The following is a 15,963-nucleotide window of genomic DNA, read 5'->3' as shown; positions in this document are numbered from 1 at the left end:
TGTGCTGACCCCGTGGGCGGGTGCAGGTTATGGAGCACGCTTCTTGCCTCGCGTGGGCGAGATCGTGGTGATTGACTTCTTTGACGGCAACATTGACCGTCCATTTGTGGTGGGACGTATTCACGAAGCTGAACGCCACCCAACCCAGTTCGACCAGAAAGGCCAATTACCTGACACTAAAAAGCTTAGCGGCATCCGATCAGAAGAAGTCGATGGCAAAGGCTTTAACCAACTCCGTTTTGATGACACCACAGGTCAAATCAGTGCCCAGCTACAAAGTAGTCATGCAGCCAGCCAACTCAACCTCGGTAACTTAAGCCATCCAAAAGACAAAGCCGAAAGCGATGGTCGTGGTGAAGGCTTTGAACTCAGAACTGACCAGTGGGGTGCGGTAAGAGCCGGCAGTGGCTTACTTATTAGTACCCATAAACAAGACCAAGCTCAAGGCGTACACCTAGATGCAAATGAGGCCAAACAACAAATAGAAGGCGGTCTTAGCAATGCCAAGGCACTCAGTGAAGTGGCTAAAAATCAACAAACTGACCCGTTAGATATGCTTGAGAATATTCAGACTTTCTTAGAGGTTCTCAAACAAGAAGATCCTAAAAAGGCTGCTGAGTTTCAATCAGCAGTGATGCTGCTGGCATCTCCAAAAAGTATTGCTGTAAGTAGTAATGAAGATATACACCTTAGTACAAATGGACAGCTCACTCAAAGTGCTGGAGATAGCATTAATATGACTACGCAAAAGAATATAGTAAGTCATGCGAGTCAAAAAATAAGTCTATTTGCCGCCCAAGAAGGTGCTCGGCTTTTCGCTAGCCAAGGCAAAGTCGAAATTCAGGCCCAAGGTGATGCTTTGGATGTGATTGCTCGAAAAGGTGTACAGATTACTTCAACCGAAGACACAGTTTATATTACTAGCCCAACTGAGATTAATCTGACAGCAAATGGATCTCAAGTAAAACTGAATAGCTCGGGTATTTTCCCTGTCACAGGTGGTAAGCTTGAGGTGAAGGCTGGGCAGCACTTGTTTATGGGAGGCTCATCCATAAATCCACCTGCATTAGATTTACCAGACTGTTCTGCTAAACAGTCAGATGCAGCAAGAAATGGATCAGCAAAAGTGATATTAGACTAAAATGAAGCTTTTATTTTCTAAAGATGAATTAAATTCTAAAAAGTTAAGTAATTTAATATCAAACCTATTTGAACAAAATGGTCATATTAGTTTTTTATGCGATGAGACTTTATTAAATGGATTTTTTGATGAATTTATCGAAAAGTTAAAAGATTATGAATTGGAACCAATAGAGATTGCAGCTGGCGCTAAAAAAAATAGCCGTCCAGCTCTTTTCTTTATAAAAATAAAAGTGAAAGAAGATCTAGCAAATTCATTAGACTTTATTACTCATACATTATTAATGAATTTGGATCAAAATGAGGATGGTTATTTTATTCATGGATTTAGCAAAATTGATGATCTAAAAATTGCAGTTCAAACTTTTAAAAAACTTGTTATTGCAAAAGATACAAAGAATAAATTTATTTTTCGTTGGTATGATCCACGAGTGTTGGTTTACTTGCCCGCAATAATTGATAAGCAAAGCGAACGAATTGAATCATTTTTAGAGAATTGGCATTTTGTTTTTTTTAACGGTTTGTATGAGGTGAAAATTCAGGAAAAAAGGTCGCTTTTTCCTCTTACTTTTACAAATGCTGAGTCAGCAAAACTAGATTTAATTGAGTTATCGAATACGGTGATTAAACAATCTCTTATATATGACGAGAAGTTGTTGATTCGTCAGGATGAGATATTAGATTCACTTCATCAAGCAATAACACATTATGGAATTTTACATGTAACGGATCTTATTGCTTATGGAATGTATTCCGTTATTTTACATAGAAATTTTATAAAAAGTCGTTTGATTTCAGACATACTTGATCATTGTTGGGTTGATAGAAGTGAGGCCAACTCATTTACCAAAGCAATGGACTATTTAGAAGAAAATCAATATTTACAAGTTATAAGAGAATGTAAAGAGAGCTACCATGGCTAATGATAAACCGACTTTTGCGAAACAAATGAAAAAATTTGGGACGCCAGCACAACAAGAGCAGAAAGTAGTTCAAAAGTTAGGTGTTAGTCCAAACCCAAGCAAAATTAGTCAGCAGGCTGCTGCATCGACGACTCAGAATAATAAAATACCAGTCACTCAGATGTCTAAAAAGGAATGTACTAACTTTTGTCGCCCTACAGGTATAAACATATTACCTCTTAAATATTCGGTAGCTCGTTTAGGAGTAAAACCATTACCGGCACAATTAGGGGCCAATGTTACTAATGTTCCACTTAAGGAATATAAATATACAGTTCGAATGATTAATTCAGGATATATTTACTTACTTATAAAAAGAAAATCCGGGAAAAAAGAATGGGTTGCGTATATTACTAATAAAAAGGGGTTTCATCAGGAGTTTCCTATAGGGAGTAAAGCTCCAATTGTTGCTCAAGATTTTGCTTGTAATAAAGCTGGGCATAGTGCTAACGCTTCTTTAATTACCATTCCTTCTGTAAATAATGATGATGCCCAGACGGTCTATTTGCTTCATGCTCACGCTCCACTCACCAAAAAAATGAGAGAACAATTTGAAAAAAATGCTGATCAGTATGCGACTTCAGGCTACTGGCAAAAAATTGATGTAACAAAAGGAGCTGTCCAGCAACATTGTCTTTCTAGTGCCCAGTTAAGTGCTGTTGCATTGCCATTAGAATCATATGGTTCTGCTCGTTGGGGAGCAATAAACAAGAAATTTAGTGAGAAACCGAAAGAGCATATTGGTGTTGCGCTTTATGATCCGATTGGAATTACTTCTAAATTAAATGAGGATCGTAATATATTAAGCTTTAAAGGGATTGATAGTTTCTTAAAAGAAAATAAAGACGGCTTTAGCAACGAACATAAGCTTCAAACTATGACTTTGATTGATAATATGAAGCAAAACTTAGTTGCAAACTCTATTCAGGCAAAGTTCAAAATTATTGATTCAAATGAACAGCAAAGGAAGAAAATTACAGAACCTTATCTTCAAGCAGCGATTCAAAGAGCTGAACGTATGGGTGATAAAAAGGGACTTGAGAATCTTAAAAATTTCGAAAAAAATGCGCCTGCAAAAGCTGCAGCCGAACTTGAAAAACAGAGAGCAGAGGCTGTTAAACAAGCGACTGTGGATGGCGATCATGCATGGAAAAAGTATCAAGCACAGTTAGATCTGAATGGCTTGGAAAAGTTCCGTAAGGATGTCGATAAGAAATCAGAAGAGAGTTATGCTGCTGCGGCTCGCTATGTAGATGATCATTATAACTGGCTGGTTTCTTCTAATCTTTTAAAAGGTCTGTTCTATTTTGACCAGAGTGAGGAATTGAAACAGGGTAAAACACCGAAAGAAAGCAATGGCTTTATTTTTCATGCGGTTATTATGGACTTAATGTATGGCATGAATTTATTGCAAAAAGGGAAAGATTTACTCAATAAATGGATATGTGAAAAAAAAGTTTCGGATAAAAACCTATTCTTGAGAGCCTATTGTTTTAATAACAAAGTCTTGATGGATGAGTATGCCAAGATATTTGAAAGCCCAAGTTCAGCAAAAGACTTACTGGATTATAGTAAACAGAGTTTTAGTATGTTTACCGCAGCCGATGCTGCCTTTGATAGTTGGTTGGGTAGTATTGAGGGGAAAAAATTTATCTCGGCAAATGATTTTAAATGGCCAGATAAACTGTTCTACTGGATATCTTTGATGCTTAATACGGCTCTAAAAGAGTTTGGTGATATACGTTTAAGAACAATAAATATTAGTACAATTACTATAATGGCGCGTGAAGGTGCTCAACGTCATACAGCTCAATTGTTATATTTAAGATCAGGAAATTTGGCTCAACAAATCCCATTGATGAGATTGATGTATAATCTAGAATTTAGAGCTGCTGCAATTTCGTCTTTACCGCAAAGTGGTATGACTTATACTTATCGCAATACTAGGGCGATAGAAATTAAAAACTCAGTATCCTTAGCAGTTAAAGGGCAACCTGATATTACCAAAAATCGAATACTTGCTATCGTAGGTGTTTTTGAGTTACTGAATTTTTATTTCCAATATGATGCTTGGAAATCTGATATTAAAGATAAGCCAGAGCTATCGGTACAATTAGTAGGTTCGATGTTCTCGGTATCTGCTGTTGCATTTGATATGTTAGGTGAGAGTTGGAGCCGTAGAACTGCCACAGGTGCAGCGGCCTCTGCAGCAGCATTTAGATTAACTGCTGGAAGTCTTGGAACTTTAGGTGGAATAACTGGTTTATATGTAGATTCAAAAACCTTAAAAGAGACGAACTCACTTGTTATCCAAACAATGTTATTTACCAGAATTTTGATCAACTTAGGCTTGTTAATTGGACAGGCAGGTGTATTAGCTAGTGCTATTTTACAACATAGCAAAAATGCAGTAATTAAAAGAGTTTTAACTAAATTCACAGCGAATGCTCTAGTCGCATTTTTAATGAGTGCTCGAGTAATTGCTGGATTGAATCTTATAACATTAGGCTTAATTAGCGCAGAAATTTTACTTAAAAAATATGTTTTGGATGATGCAATGGAAGATTGGTGTCAAAAAACAGCTTTTAAATTAGCATCTGACCCTAAAAAAGAGTCAATATTTAAATCTACATCTAGAAATGAAAAAAAATTCCAAACTGCAGATGAAGAATATGAAGAGTTTATGAAAGCGATAGTGAGCGTTTAAAATGTATGAGATGTTAAAATTTGAAGGTCGCATTCAAAGATTAGAGATTTATGATGACTCTTTAAGTGCATTTGGAAAGTCTGGTGATGCTCAAATTGCATCTTCAGCGATTTTGAGTGGTGTGGCAGAAAATGTTTCATTGTCTGCACAAACTGTATTTCTCGCTTCACGTAGTCGTTTACATGTCAAATCAGTTGTTATGGAAATCGATGGTAAAGTTTGCGTAGGGCAATTCCATCTTGCGTTATTTGAACATAATGAATATGTCATTTGTGTCGTAAGACGTCTTGAAAAAAATTTGTATGAACTTTATTCAGTATTGAGCCCTAAAACAGGCTTACTTCATATGCAGGTTGGGATGGGAGCTTCTGTTAAAGCTCATCAGACTTCTATAGCTAAAGGTAGAAATGTTTGGTACGCAATAACAATTTTTTTAGGATCTTTAATTTATTTTTGGGCAAGAGGTTTTAATCAGGTTGATATATTAATTTTTTTAGGAGTGGCTATTTTATTTTATTTTATTTTATTTTTTATTATTAAAAATGCATCCAACTCATTAAAACATTTTTCAGAAAAGTCAGAACAAATTTTTAGTTTGTATGGCTTTAAAGATCCGCAAGAGGTTTTTTTATTGCCAAGTCGTTATTTGAGTGAAAAAGATCATTTGTTACTAGAATCTGTATATGAATATAGAAAAATTATTGAAAGTGATCCATATCCAGAAAGCTATATAGAGCAAATAGAACGGAATGTATGATTTAATTAAATTTGAAGGCCGCATTCAAAGACTAGAAATTTATGATGACTCTTTAAGTACATTTGGAAAGTCTGGTAATACTCAGATTGCATCTTCAGCAATTTTGAGTGGTGTTACAGAAAGTGTTTCATTGTCTGCGCAAACGGTATTTCTCGCCTCGCAAAGCCGTTTACATGTACAGCCTGTTGTTATGGAAACAGATGGAAAAATCTGCATAGGTAATTTCATCGTGCTCTAATAGTTGAAAATGAATATGTTATTTGTGTCGCTAGACGATTAGAAAAAATTTATATGAACTCTATTCTATATTGAGTTCTAAAACAGGCTTACTTTATATGCAAGTCGGTATGGGAGCCTCCGTTAAGAAGTATAAGGTCTCAGCTACGAAAGGAGCTAAAGTTTTATATGCTCTTACTGTAGTTATGATGATAGGACTATTTATATATATAGATGATTATTCTATAGATAACTTTATAATCTTTGGCGGAGTTATTATTTTATTTTGTAATTATTTTTATTATGAAGGGGGCTGTCAAATCCCTCAAACATTTTTCAGAGAAATCAGAAGAGATATTTAAAATTTATAGTTTCGAAAATCCAACAGAAATTTTTTTATTATCTGGACGCCACTATAGTGATGATTATAAAATTCTTTTAGAGTCTGTATATGAATATAGAAAAGTTATTAAAAAAGATCCATACCCAGAAAATTATATAGAGCAAAAATAAAAGAATAGGGATAATAACTAAAGGCTAAAAGGTTATCTAAAGGTAAAGATTTTGAAATTACATCTTCAACTGGTTCAGGGCCCAATCCATTCTTTAGATAAAGCCAAATCTAAAATACCTGTAAATCAGGATGTGGGGGGGGGCATCGCAGCAGGTACCGCTTTTGCAGGTGTACTCGCGGAAAGTAGTTCGTTGCTTACCAGCGCTCCTATACTAGTAATGGCAGGTAAAGCTAAAGATGGCATCACCTTTACGGGGGAAATAGACGAACATTCTTTAGTGGGGCAATTTACGACGGTTCGTTTTAAAGAAAATGATGAACTGATAGCTGTAATTAGTGACATCCCTGTAGATGGTCGCTATCAAGTTTATGCAATCCTCGACCCTAAGTCTGGCTTATTATATAAGATTTATGAAATGGGGCGATCGGTAAAAAAAAGGCTATAAAGCTATTTTTATGCAGACCTATTATTTTACCTTGTTGTCATGGACAGTGATATCAATTTCACTGTTATTATTTTATATATTTAGATTTTCTTATTCTTGGGATTCTTTTTTACGTCTAATTGTGTGGAGTTTGGGGGATATTTGGGATAGCAGCTTTGATGGCTTTTGTGAATTACTTTGGTTATCGTAAAAGTTATGAAAATTTTGGAATATTATCAGAGCAAATATTTGAAAAATTGGGTTTTGAAAATCCTAAAGAGCAGGATTTTTATAATGATTTTTTAACTGATGATGGCGTTCAGATTAGTGTAATGAAATATAGAAAAAATTTAAAAGGCCTAGATCCATACCCACAAGATTATTTTAGTAAGAATACAACAAGCGAATAGTAGTGGAACTTAAATTAAACCTTAAGTTAGTTAAAGGTCCAATACATTCTTTAGAAAAAGCAAAGACTAAAATTCCAGTCAATCAGAACATTGGTGGAATTGCGGCTGGAACTGCCTTTGTTGGTGTGCTTGCTGAGTGTAGTTCGTTGCTTACCAATGATTCTAGTTTATCAATATCGTTTAAAAAAAAGATAACTGGATAATTTTTTTAATAGAAACTCTAATTTATGAAAAAAACATGTGAAAGTATAGAAATTAGCTAGAAATCAGATTTTTATCTTATTTTGATATCAGTATTCGAGAAGATACGTAAGTATCTTCTTTTATAAATATTAATTTTAACGTGCTCAAATTTTTTTTATCAAACTAAAATAAATAGACAGATTAGTCTTGACAAATTTATTAACTTTATGTATGGCGTGGTTTGTGTTAAGTCAACTTGAGTTGTTACTAACCAAATAGAATTAACTTTAATGTCATCTAAGATTAATTATTCTTAAGAAATTGTTTCATAAGATATAAGAACCAATATTTAAAATAAATTTGCTGAAATTTTATTTTTCATAAAAAATGTTGTATATCAATATCTTATTTTTATTTGCAAAAAATAACATTATTATTTTTTTGTTAGAAAAACTTTATTAAGCTATATTTTATAAGCATCTAAACTATTTACTTTTAGTTTAGTTTGATATGAATTTTATATAAAATATGTTTAATTATATGATAAACTGCATTCAAATTTTTTGAATATAAGGTTTAAGCCTGATTTTTTGATATTTATAAAATGTTAATTTTTCAGTAAAACCTTGATTAAATAAGAAGATAGAGGAATGAAAGTTGTGTTAAAGCAAAGTGTTTTGATACTTTTTTTAATTGGTAACTGTGTTGGTTTATCTTGTGCACAAGCTGCAGAATTAGAACCTATAAAACTAAAGAAAAGCTGTATTAAGAAAAACCCTATAATTGAAGGTCAAACTGATCCTGAGTTATTAAGTCTTTTTAAACAAGTATGCGATACAGATAATTCTACTCAAAAGAATGATTTATTAGCTAAAGCAGCGATGCGGTTTTATCAGACTAACCAACCAGTTAAAGCTTTAAATTTAGCTAGTCAATTACAGAGTCAAAACGTTCGTGGTTCGTTATTAACAGATGTATTGTTTTTATCTGGTGTAAGCATTGCAAATAACTCTTTGCAACAAATGCGTGGTCAGGAAATGCGGTATTTAACGAATGATGTAACATATCCTCCTGCAAAGCAGTTAATTGAAAATATTCATACAGCAATGCCTGCACCTGATCCATCGAATTTCAAAGCGAGCTCTGAAGGTGGTTCGGCTGATAATGAAAAAAGAAGTTATAGAAAACAAAATGTAGTACGTAATCGAGTTTCTACTCCTCGAACGACAACTAAACATACAGTAACTCCAGTAAAAACACCTGCTGTTAAACCAAAAACAGCGCCTGTTGCGAGTGTTAGTAAATCAAAAAGTTCGCCTTTTGACCCTTTAACTAAATAATCTGGGATAGAACCTTATGGCTAAAAGAGAAAGCGTACAAAAGAAGCTTCAACGAATTCGACCTCCTCGTGTTCAGCTTACTTACGATGTTGAAATTGGTGATGCAAAAGAAGCAAAAGAACTCCCGTTTGTTGTTGGTGTGATGGGTGACTTTTCTGCAGCATCTGAGCTTGAACGTACAAAGTTAAAAGATAAAAAATTTATTAATGTAGATTTAGATAATATCGATGAAGTAATGGAGTCGTTGTCTCCAAGAGCTGCTTTTCAGGTAGATAATACGCTAACTGAAGAGGGTGGACGAATGGCTGTTGATTTAACATTTAAGTCAATGGAAGATTTTCGTCCAGAAAATGTTGTTCAGCAAGTTGATCCATTAAAGAAACTCGTTGAAGCGCGTGAACGTTTAACTGATTTAAGAAACAAAATTTCTAACAGTGAACGTTTAGAAGATTTGCTTGATGAAGTTCTTAAAAATACTGATCAGATCCGTAAATTAAGTGCGGAGGCTGACCATGAATAATACTCAATCAGCAGCGATGCCACTTGTTGAAAATGAAGAAGTTAATCTTTTAGATTCGATTGTTGAGCAAAGTCGTATTGCACGAAATGACGAAGAACATTCACGTGCTAAAAGTTTAATTGGTGAACTTGCTAAAGAAGTAATGGCTGGAACCATTACTGTTTCTGAAAATATGACTTTATCAATTGATAAGCGTATTGCAGAAATTGATGCGCTAATTTCAAGTCAGTTAAGCCAGATTATGCACAATGAGCAATTTCAAAAAATTGAATCAACGTGGCGTGGTCTTTATTACTTCTGCCAAGAAACTCCTTCAAATCCGCTCATTAAAATTCGTATGTTAAATACGACAAAGAAAGAGTTGGTAAAAGATTTTCAGGGTGCTACAGACTTTGATCAAAGCACTTTATTTAAGAAAATTTATGAAGAAGAGTACGGCTCTTTTGGTGGCGCACCATACTCAGCATTAATTGGTGATTTTGAGTTTGACCGCACACCATCTGACATGTATTTGCTTGAACAAATTTCTCATGTTGCAGCAGCAGCACATGCGCCATTTGTTTCAGCTGCTAGCCCAAGTATTTTAGGTCTAGAGTCATTTACAGATATTGATCGTCCTAGAGATGTTTCAAAAATCTTTGAAACGGCTGAATATGTTCAATGGCGTTCATTCCGTGACAGTGAAGATTCACGTTATGTTGCATTGACTTTGCCGCATGTTCTAGGTCGTCTCCCATATCATCCAAAAGAAGGTACTGCGACAGAAGGCTTCAATTTTATTGAGGATGTTTCTGGTGAAAACCACAATGAATATTTGTGGATGAACGCAGCTTATGCTTTTGGTACTCGTTTAACAAATGCATTTGACATGCATGGTTGGTGTGCTGCTATTCGTGGTGTTGAAGGTGGTGGTTTAGTTGAAGGTTTACCAGTCCATACATTTAAAACACAAGATGGTGAAGTTGTATTTAAGTGTCCAACTGAAATCGCAATTACAGATCGCCGTGAGAAAGAGCTAAGCGATCTAGGCTTTATTCCGTTAGTACATTGTAAAAATACAGATTACGCAGCTTTCTTTGGCGCACAATCAACTCAAAAACCTAAAAAATATGACAATGATACTGCCAATGCAAACTCGGCTTTATCAAGTCAAATTCAGTACATCATGGCTGTTTCACGTATTGCACATTACTTAAAAGCAATGATGCGAGATAAAGTGGGTAGTTTTGCTTCTGCTGGCAATGTTGAAGCATTTTTAAATGAGTGGTTGTCACAGTATGTATTACTTGATGACGGTGCTTCTCAAGAAGCAAAAGCTCAATACCCATTACGTGAAGCGTCTGTAAAAGTTGTAGAAGATCCTGCTCAACCAGGTCACTACAAATCTGTGGTTTTCTTGCGACCACATTTCCAGCTGGATGAGTTGTCGGTTTCTTTACGACTTGTCACTGAGTTACCTCAGTCCTCAAATTAATCAAGGTCAGCTAAAGAATAACTTTAAATTAAAAATAGGAAAGTTCTAAATGAAAGATATATACGTTGAGTTTCGCGGTAAATACAAAGTTGATGGAGAATCTCGTGATTCTGAGCACAAAGGTTGGTTAGAAGTTAACTCTTGGTCTCATAACATTCGTCAACCTAAATCTGCTACTTCAAGTAGCGTAGGTGGCCATACTGCTGAACGTGTTGAACATTCTGACATGGTTTTCGTGAAAGACTTAGATGCTACTAGCCCTAAACTATGGGAAGCATGTTCAGCTGGTTATACATTTGATGAAGTACAAATCGACTTTTATCGTGCAAATGGCGATAAACGTATCAAGTACTTACAAATCAAATTGAAGCACGTTCTAGTTTCTAGCGTGACTCCAACTGTTAACGAAGAAGGCGTTCCTACAGAAGCATTTGGCTTGAAATATGCTGCTGTTGAGTGGACTTATAACCAACAAGATATTAACGGTACTGCTAAAGGTGCTGTTACTAAGAAATGGTCACTTTCTAATAATACAGCTTCTTACGCAGCTTAATTATTTAAGTGAATATTTGGTGGAGGCTGACATAAAGTTAGCCTCTGCTGTTTCTAAATATGCTTTGTTGTGAACTCGAATGAACTTAGATCGGCTTTATCCATACGGATTTCGTTCAACTTTATTTGATCGCTTAATTCCAGAAAGTGAAGATTATGCAAAAGGTCTTTCTATTCAGCAATTAAGAGAATCAGTCGCAAACGATTTAGAAGACTTGCTCAATAGTCGGGTAGCAAAGTTAGATCATGTGGTTGATGACTATCCGTTTGTAAAAAAATCGATACTTCAGTTCGGGATTATTGATTTTGTTGGGCTTTCTACAGCCAATCCTCTGGATCGGGATAAAATCTGTCAATCAATTGAGCAATCAATAGCAGCTCATGAACCTCGGCTAAGACAAATACGGGTAGAGATGTTGTTAGATGGACATAATATGGGCGCATTATGTTTAAGTATTCAGGCTTATCTAAATATTCATCCTCTATATGAACCTGTTGTATTTGATGCATTGTTAAAACCAACAACGCAGCAGTATGTAATTTCAGCGAGAACTTAAGCGTAGTGGGTGTGTTGTGATAGAAGAGCTTTTACCGTTTTATGAAAAACAATTACAAGAATTTGGTCAGCAATCTCGAGAATTTGCCCAAAAATATCCAAAAATTGCTCAGCGCTTATCTTTAAATCAAGAGCAAATTGATGACCCGCATATTGAACGTCTGATTCAGGCTTTTTCGCTGATTGCCGCTCGAATCGATAAAAAACTTACAGACAGTTATGATGTTTTTACTCGTTCTCTATTTGAGGTGATGTTTCCTCAATACTTGCGTCATTTTCCTGCTTGTTCAGTTGTTAGCTTTGAAGATATTAATAAAATTAAACAGCTGACAGAGTCTCATCTTGTACCTGATCATACGGTTTTGAAATCTCGTAGTTTCAAAGGGGTACAATGTGAGTTTAATACAACTCAAGATGTTAAATTACTACCTATTCATTTAAGTGGTTTAGATTTTAAAACTACACCTAGTGCACATATGCACTTAAACCAAAATGCGACGTTGAGCCTTAAATTTGAAATTTTTAATAGTGCTCATGCATGCTTAATTCATGAGAAGCTTCCTATTTATTTAGATGCTATCTCTAATTTTCCTTTACAAGTACTTGATAGTATTTTCAAAAAAGGGACCAGTTTTGCGGTTAAACATGGTCAAACGATTGTAGAGTTGGGTAAGAATCCATTCGAGTTAATAGGTTTTTCTGAACAAGAAAGTTTATTACCCCTCGATCAACATACGCATCATGCTTATCGTTTGTTGATGGAATATTTTTGTTTTCCAGAAAAGTTTAGCTATCTTAAACTCGATTTAGATTTTTTAAAGACTGTACCTCAGCAAGTATCTGAATTTGAGCTTCTCATTCATTTCAAATTAAATTTAAACGATCAAGCCGTTGTTAGAAACTATTCTGAATTAAATATTGCAAACTTTAAATTGTTTACTACCCCAGTAATCAACTTGTTTGAAAAATATGCGGAACCTCAAAAAATAGTTCATAAGCAACTCGAATATCCACTGGTTACAGACGCTCACCATCCTGAATTTTATCAAGTATATTCAATACTTGAGATGAATATGGTGCGTGAAAAAACAAATCAGGAAGAAAGCTATGTTCCTGTTTTACCGTTTTTTGCGATGAGCCATTATCATAATGATACAGCTCGCTTTTTTTACTCAGTGAATTATCAAAAGTTACAGTCTAATTTTGTTGAAATGGGCTATTCCATTATTTCTAAAAATCTAAATCCATTTTCAACACGTTCAGATTTTATTAGCACCAAATTATTATGTTCAAACCGTGACTTGCCTCATGAAGCACTGGGTCAGTCTAATAACGTATTAAATTTAAATGACAGTAGCTTGGCTAGACGTGCCATTGTTTTAAAGCGACCAACAAAGCCTTATAAGTTTGAACAAGGTCAAAGTGAGCAATGGCGTGTAATTTCGCATCTTTCATTAAATAGCTTAGCGCTTATGAAAGGGGATGCTGTTTCTCATGTTAAAGAGCTGTTGGCTTTATATAACTTACCGCAGTCAAAAGAAAATTATTTAATTATTGAATCAATTAAAAAATTAGAATTTTCACTTACTCATAAACTTGTAGATGGCAAACCATTTCCAATGTTTGTGAGAGGGGTAAAAGCTGAATTACAAATTGATTCATCAGTGTTTAGAGGGCATAGCTTATATATTTTTAGTCAACTATTAAGTCGTGTTTTTAATTTAAAGGTTCAAATTAATAGTTTTGTTGATTTGGTGGTTAAGGATTATTCATCTCAGCAGGAGTTATACCAATGCAGTCAGAACGTTGGTGGCAAGACTCTTCTATAACGGCTGAGTTATTTCAACGCCCTAAATCTTTTGAATTTATTCAAGCAACACGGTTATTGCGTCATAGCCCAGCTAATGATGCTTTTTCGTCGTGGACTGATCATTTTAAGTTTGAGACCTCATTTAACTTAAACTTTCCGGCTACTGAAATTGAAAGTTTAGAATTAGTAGATGAGCGTGTTCATTTAACAAACTTGATCGTTGGTCTTACTGGTATACAAGGTGCGTTACCTTATACCTATACAAATAAAATTAAGCAGGCTCCACGGCAGCAACGAGCTGAAACTAAAGAGTTTCTGAGTTTATTTAATCACAAGTTAACGAGTCAGTATGTCGAGTCAAGTATTACTTATCACTTGCCTGTGCGATATGAAATAGAAAATAAAAATGATTATCTGGATATTCTGCATGCTTTAAATGGTTATGTTCGATCACAACATCAACAACAAGATTTAGATGAATATTTTGCCGAATTTTCAGGCTTAATGCAGGGGCAGAATAATACCGTTCATGCTTTGAAAACAATGTTGAGTTGTATATTTAAGCATGACATTACAATTAAAGAGTTCATACAAGAATCATTTAAGTTAGCAAGTGATCAGTTAACAACTTTGGGCGGAAGCCAACCTAGCTTACTTGGTATAAATACGTTTTGTGGAGAAACGATTCAACAAATTGATGGAAAAATTGAGATTCAGATTGGTCCGCTTAAGCGTCAGCAATATTTAAAGTTTTTACCTCATCAAGAGCTTAGTTTAAAGCTCAAAAAAATCGTAGAAACATGGTGCAGTCCGACTCTATCAATCGATTTAAGATTGATACTGGATGAGTCGGAAATACAACCTGTTCGCCTAACTCAAAGCCAAGAAAGTGGCTTAGGGCAAGGTGCTTTTTTAATGTCTCGCAAGCCTAGTACACATAGCCATGAAACATGTTATAGCCTTATTGGAGAGCAAATATGATTAAAAAAATATTACTCTCATTCATCGCTATTTTTACAATTGTTAGTGGATTGATTATTTTCTACTGGCGTGATGTTCAATATAACCCTGATAAAGGAGATTTTTTCCTTTATTTTCTTTTGTTACCGGCAATCATTACACTGGCGATTTTATCGCCTTGGCTGATTTATAGCGCTTATAAAAGCTATAAAGAAAAGAAAGAGAAAGCTGCAAATCAAAGTCAAGATGATGATAGTCAAAAACAACAGACTACACCTGATCAGCCTTTAGAACAGCTAGATTTTCATATTTACTCTGCTTTCGCTATACATGCGTTAGGTGAGAATGAAACGATTATTGAAGAAATACAAGATTTTAAAAGCCCCGAACTTGATGATGAGTTGTTAAATTCTTATGGATTGCCTCTTTTATCTTATCGAATTAAAGATTTAGCTGAGTCGAGTGAAGAGGATTTTCAATACGCAGCTTCACCAAGACAAGTTCGTATTATGTCTTTAATAAGACAGCAATTAGAACAAAACATAGAGAATTTGTATCACTTGGCTGAACATTTAAAGCGTTCAATTTTATTTTATGAATCTCATCAGATCCGTGAATATCACATGCATCCTGCATGGGTTGACCCAAATTCTGAATATGAAGATACAGAAACACCTGTAGTTGAAGTACATCGTTTAAATCGACTGAATTTACACATTCTTCTTCCAGAGGATTTATTGCATATATGGAATGATGAGCAAAGTAATGATTTGATTTTAGAATTCTTTACTGAAGTTGGCATTATTTCCCAAAAAGTTCATATCGAATATCACTTTTTGGGAGAGCGTGTGGCTTATCAAGAATTTATTCATTTATTAAAACGTATTCAAAAGAAAGAGCATGAAGTTTTTCTCGTGCTTGCTGTTGATTCAGAAATAGATCAAGACCTGATTGATGAAAAGTCTTGGATGGTTAAGGACTATATTCCGGCGGAGTTCGCGGCAAGCTGCCTTATTGCAGATCCCTCTTTAAAAATTGAAGAACTTGAACCCGCTAAAAATTTAAAAATTGTGATTGGTCAAGAAAAAACAGCAAAAGTTCTTAATACGCTGAACTTAAATGAATTACCGCAGTACGCAGGGGAAGAGCCATATGTACTTATTCTTTCAGACCAGACAGATATAAAAGCAGCGAAGCATTTGCAGCAGCAATTTACACAAACTTCTGTTGAACCACATCACTTTATTTATGTGAAATCTTCATTGGGGCATACCCAGCATTTAGTTGATATTTATGGCTTTATGCTCAGTATGCATTTTCCTGAACATATCGTTCCTTTTGTCTTTGGAGAAAATACGGTGTCAGCACATACCTTTGTGCAGAGTGTCACTGAAAATTCAGAAGATGATGCGATGGTGTTGAATAGCTAATTTAAAC

The 15,963-nt window shown here is 34.9% G+C and carries 12 protein-coding genes and 3 pseudogenes; all 15 read left to right on the top strand.

Annotation, left to right across the window (positions count from 1 at the left end):
- On the top strand, window positions 1-1,141 hold a 1,141-nt coding region (locus tag ACH8JV_RS16860), incomplete at its 5' end, for a DUF2345 domain-containing protein (protein ID WP_396522627.1).
- Between the two features lies 1 nt (window position 1,142).
- Window positions 1,143-2,063 carry a hypothetical protein gene (locus ACH8JV_RS16855; protein WP_396522625.1) on the top strand — a complete coding sequence of 307 codons (921 nt, stop codon included), beginning with the start codon at window positions 1,143-1,145 and terminating at the stop codon, window positions 2,061-2,063.
- The gene (locus ACH8JV_RS16850) at window positions 2,056-4,809 is read left to right on the top strand and encodes a T6SS effector BTH_I2691 family protein (RefSeq protein WP_396522623.1); all 2,754 of its coding nucleotides are present in this window, start codon (window positions 2,056-2,058) and stop codon (window positions 4,807-4,809) included. Before ACH8JV_RS16855 ends, ACH8JV_RS16850 begins: the two co-directional genes overlap by 8 nt.
- A 10-nt stretch (window positions 4,810-4,819) precedes the next feature.
- Complete coding sequence (locus ACH8JV_RS16845; RefSeq protein WP_396522629.1) at window positions 4,820-5,566, top strand: putative type VI secretion system effector; 747 nt, start codon at window positions 4,820-4,822, stop codon at window positions 5,564-5,566.
- Window positions 5,559-5,983, top strand: a pseudogene (locus tag ACH8JV_RS16840) (hypothetical protein); the annotation flags it as partial. The gene ACH8JV_RS16845 and the pseudogene ACH8JV_RS16840, both read left to right, overlap by 8 nt.
- 363 nt (window positions 5,984-6,346) lie before the next feature.
- Window positions 6,347-7,131 (top strand): annotated as a pseudogene (locus ACH8JV_RS16835) (putative type VI secretion system effector).
- Window positions 7,128-7,322 (top strand): annotated as a pseudogene (locus tag ACH8JV_RS16830) (hypothetical protein); the annotation flags it as partial. The pseudogenes ACH8JV_RS16835 and ACH8JV_RS16830, both read left to right, overlap by 4 nt.
- Window positions 7,323-7,964: 642 nt before the next feature.
- Entirely contained in the window at window positions 7,965-8,654 is a 690-nt protein-coding gene (locus ACH8JV_RS16825; protein ID WP_396522621.1) for a hypothetical protein, read from the top strand.
- Between the two features lie 16 nt (window positions 8,655-8,670).
- Window positions 8,671-9,174, top strand: a complete 504-nt coding sequence (gene tssB / locus ACH8JV_RS16820) for a type VI secretion system contractile sheath small subunit (protein WP_004702470.1) — start codon at window positions 8,671-8,673, stop codon at window positions 9,172-9,174.
- Complete coding sequence (tssC, locus tag ACH8JV_RS16815) at window positions 9,167-10,648, top strand: type VI secretion system contractile sheath large subunit (RefSeq protein WP_233930115.1); 1,482 nt, start codon at window positions 9,167-9,169, stop codon at window positions 10,646-10,648. The genes tssB and tssC overlap by 8 nt, the downstream gene beginning before the upstream one ends.
- Before the next feature lie 49 nt (window positions 10,649-10,697).
- On the top strand, window positions 10,698-11,201 hold the full coding sequence (locus ACH8JV_RS16810) for a type VI secretion system tube protein Hcp (protein WP_000653195.1): 504 nt from the start codon (window positions 10,698-10,700) through the stop codon (window positions 11,199-11,201).
- Between the two features lie 79 nt (window positions 11,202-11,280).
- On the top strand, window positions 11,281-11,757 hold the full coding sequence (gene tssE / locus ACH8JV_RS16805) for a type VI secretion system baseplate subunit TssE (RefSeq protein WP_263613405.1): 477 nt from the start codon (window positions 11,281-11,283) through the stop codon (window positions 11,755-11,757).
- Between the two features lie 16 nt (window positions 11,758-11,773).
- On the top strand, window positions 11,774-13,585 hold the full coding sequence (tssF, locus tag ACH8JV_RS16800) for a type VI secretion system baseplate subunit TssF (RefSeq protein ID WP_396522618.1): 1,812 nt from the start codon (window positions 11,774-11,776) through the stop codon (window positions 13,583-13,585).
- Window positions 13,549-14,547, top strand: coding sequence for a type VI secretion system baseplate subunit TssG (gene tssG, locus ACH8JV_RS16795; RefSeq protein WP_263613406.1), 999 nt, complete (start codon window positions 13,549-13,551; stop codon window positions 14,545-14,547). The genes tssF and tssG overlap by 37 nt, the downstream gene beginning before the upstream one ends.
- Window positions 14,544-15,956 carry a hypothetical protein gene (locus tag ACH8JV_RS16790; protein ID WP_263613407.1) on the top strand — a complete coding sequence of 471 codons (1,413 nt, stop codon included), beginning with the start codon at window positions 14,544-14,546 and terminating at the stop codon, window positions 15,954-15,956. Before tssG ends, ACH8JV_RS16790 begins: the two co-directional genes overlap by 4 nt.
- Window positions 15,957-15,963: the final 7 nt, after the last annotated feature.

The organism is Acinetobacter sp. ABJ_C5_2, from assembly GCF_044538485.1.
Classification (GTDB): domain Bacteria; phylum Pseudomonadota; class Gammaproteobacteria; order Pseudomonadales; family Moraxellaceae; genus Acinetobacter; species Acinetobacter nosocomialis_A.
Note: the sequence above shows the minus strand (reverse complement) of the source record. Positions and strands in the feature narration are given on the sequence as shown.

What these genes read in the sequence shown, in the direction of transcription:
- ACH8JV_RS16855 (WP_396522625.1), top strand. Translation starts at nt 1,143, where the DNA reads ATGAAGCTTTTATTTTCTAAAGATGAATTAAATTCTAAAAAGTTAAGT.
- ACH8JV_RS16850 (WP_396522623.1), top strand. Translation starts at nt 2,056, where the DNA reads ATGGCTAATGATAAACCGACTTTTGCGAAACAAATGAAAAAATTTGGG.
- ACH8JV_RS16845 (WP_396522629.1), top strand. Translation starts at nt 4,820, where the DNA reads ATGTTAAAATTTGAAGGTCGCATTCAAAGATTAGAGATTTATGATGAC.
- ACH8JV_RS16825 (WP_396522621.1), top strand. Translation starts at nt 7,965, where the DNA reads ATGAAAGTTGTGTTAAAGCAAAGTGTTTTGATACTTTTTTTAATTGGT.
- tssB (WP_004702470.1), top strand. Translation starts at nt 8,671, where the DNA reads ATGGCTAAAAGAGAAAGCGTACAAAAGAAGCTTCAACGAATTCGACCT.
- tssC (WP_233930115.1), top strand. Translation starts at nt 9,167, where the DNA reads ATGAATAATACTCAATCAGCAGCGATGCCACTTGTTGAAAATGAAGAA.
- ACH8JV_RS16810 (WP_000653195.1), top strand. Translation starts at nt 10,698, where the DNA reads ATGAAAGATATATACGTTGAGTTTCGCGGTAAATACAAAGTTGATGGA.
- tssE (WP_263613405.1), top strand. Translation starts at nt 11,281, where the DNA reads ATGAACTTAGATCGGCTTTATCCATACGGATTTCGTTCAACTTTATTT.
- tssG (WP_263613406.1), top strand. Translation starts at nt 13,549, where the DNA reads ATGCAGTCAGAACGTTGGTGGCAAGACTCTTCTATAACGGCTGAGTTA.
- ACH8JV_RS16790 (WP_263613407.1), top strand. Translation starts at nt 14,544, where the DNA reads ATGATTAAAAAAATATTACTCTCATTCATCGCTATTTTTACAATTGTT.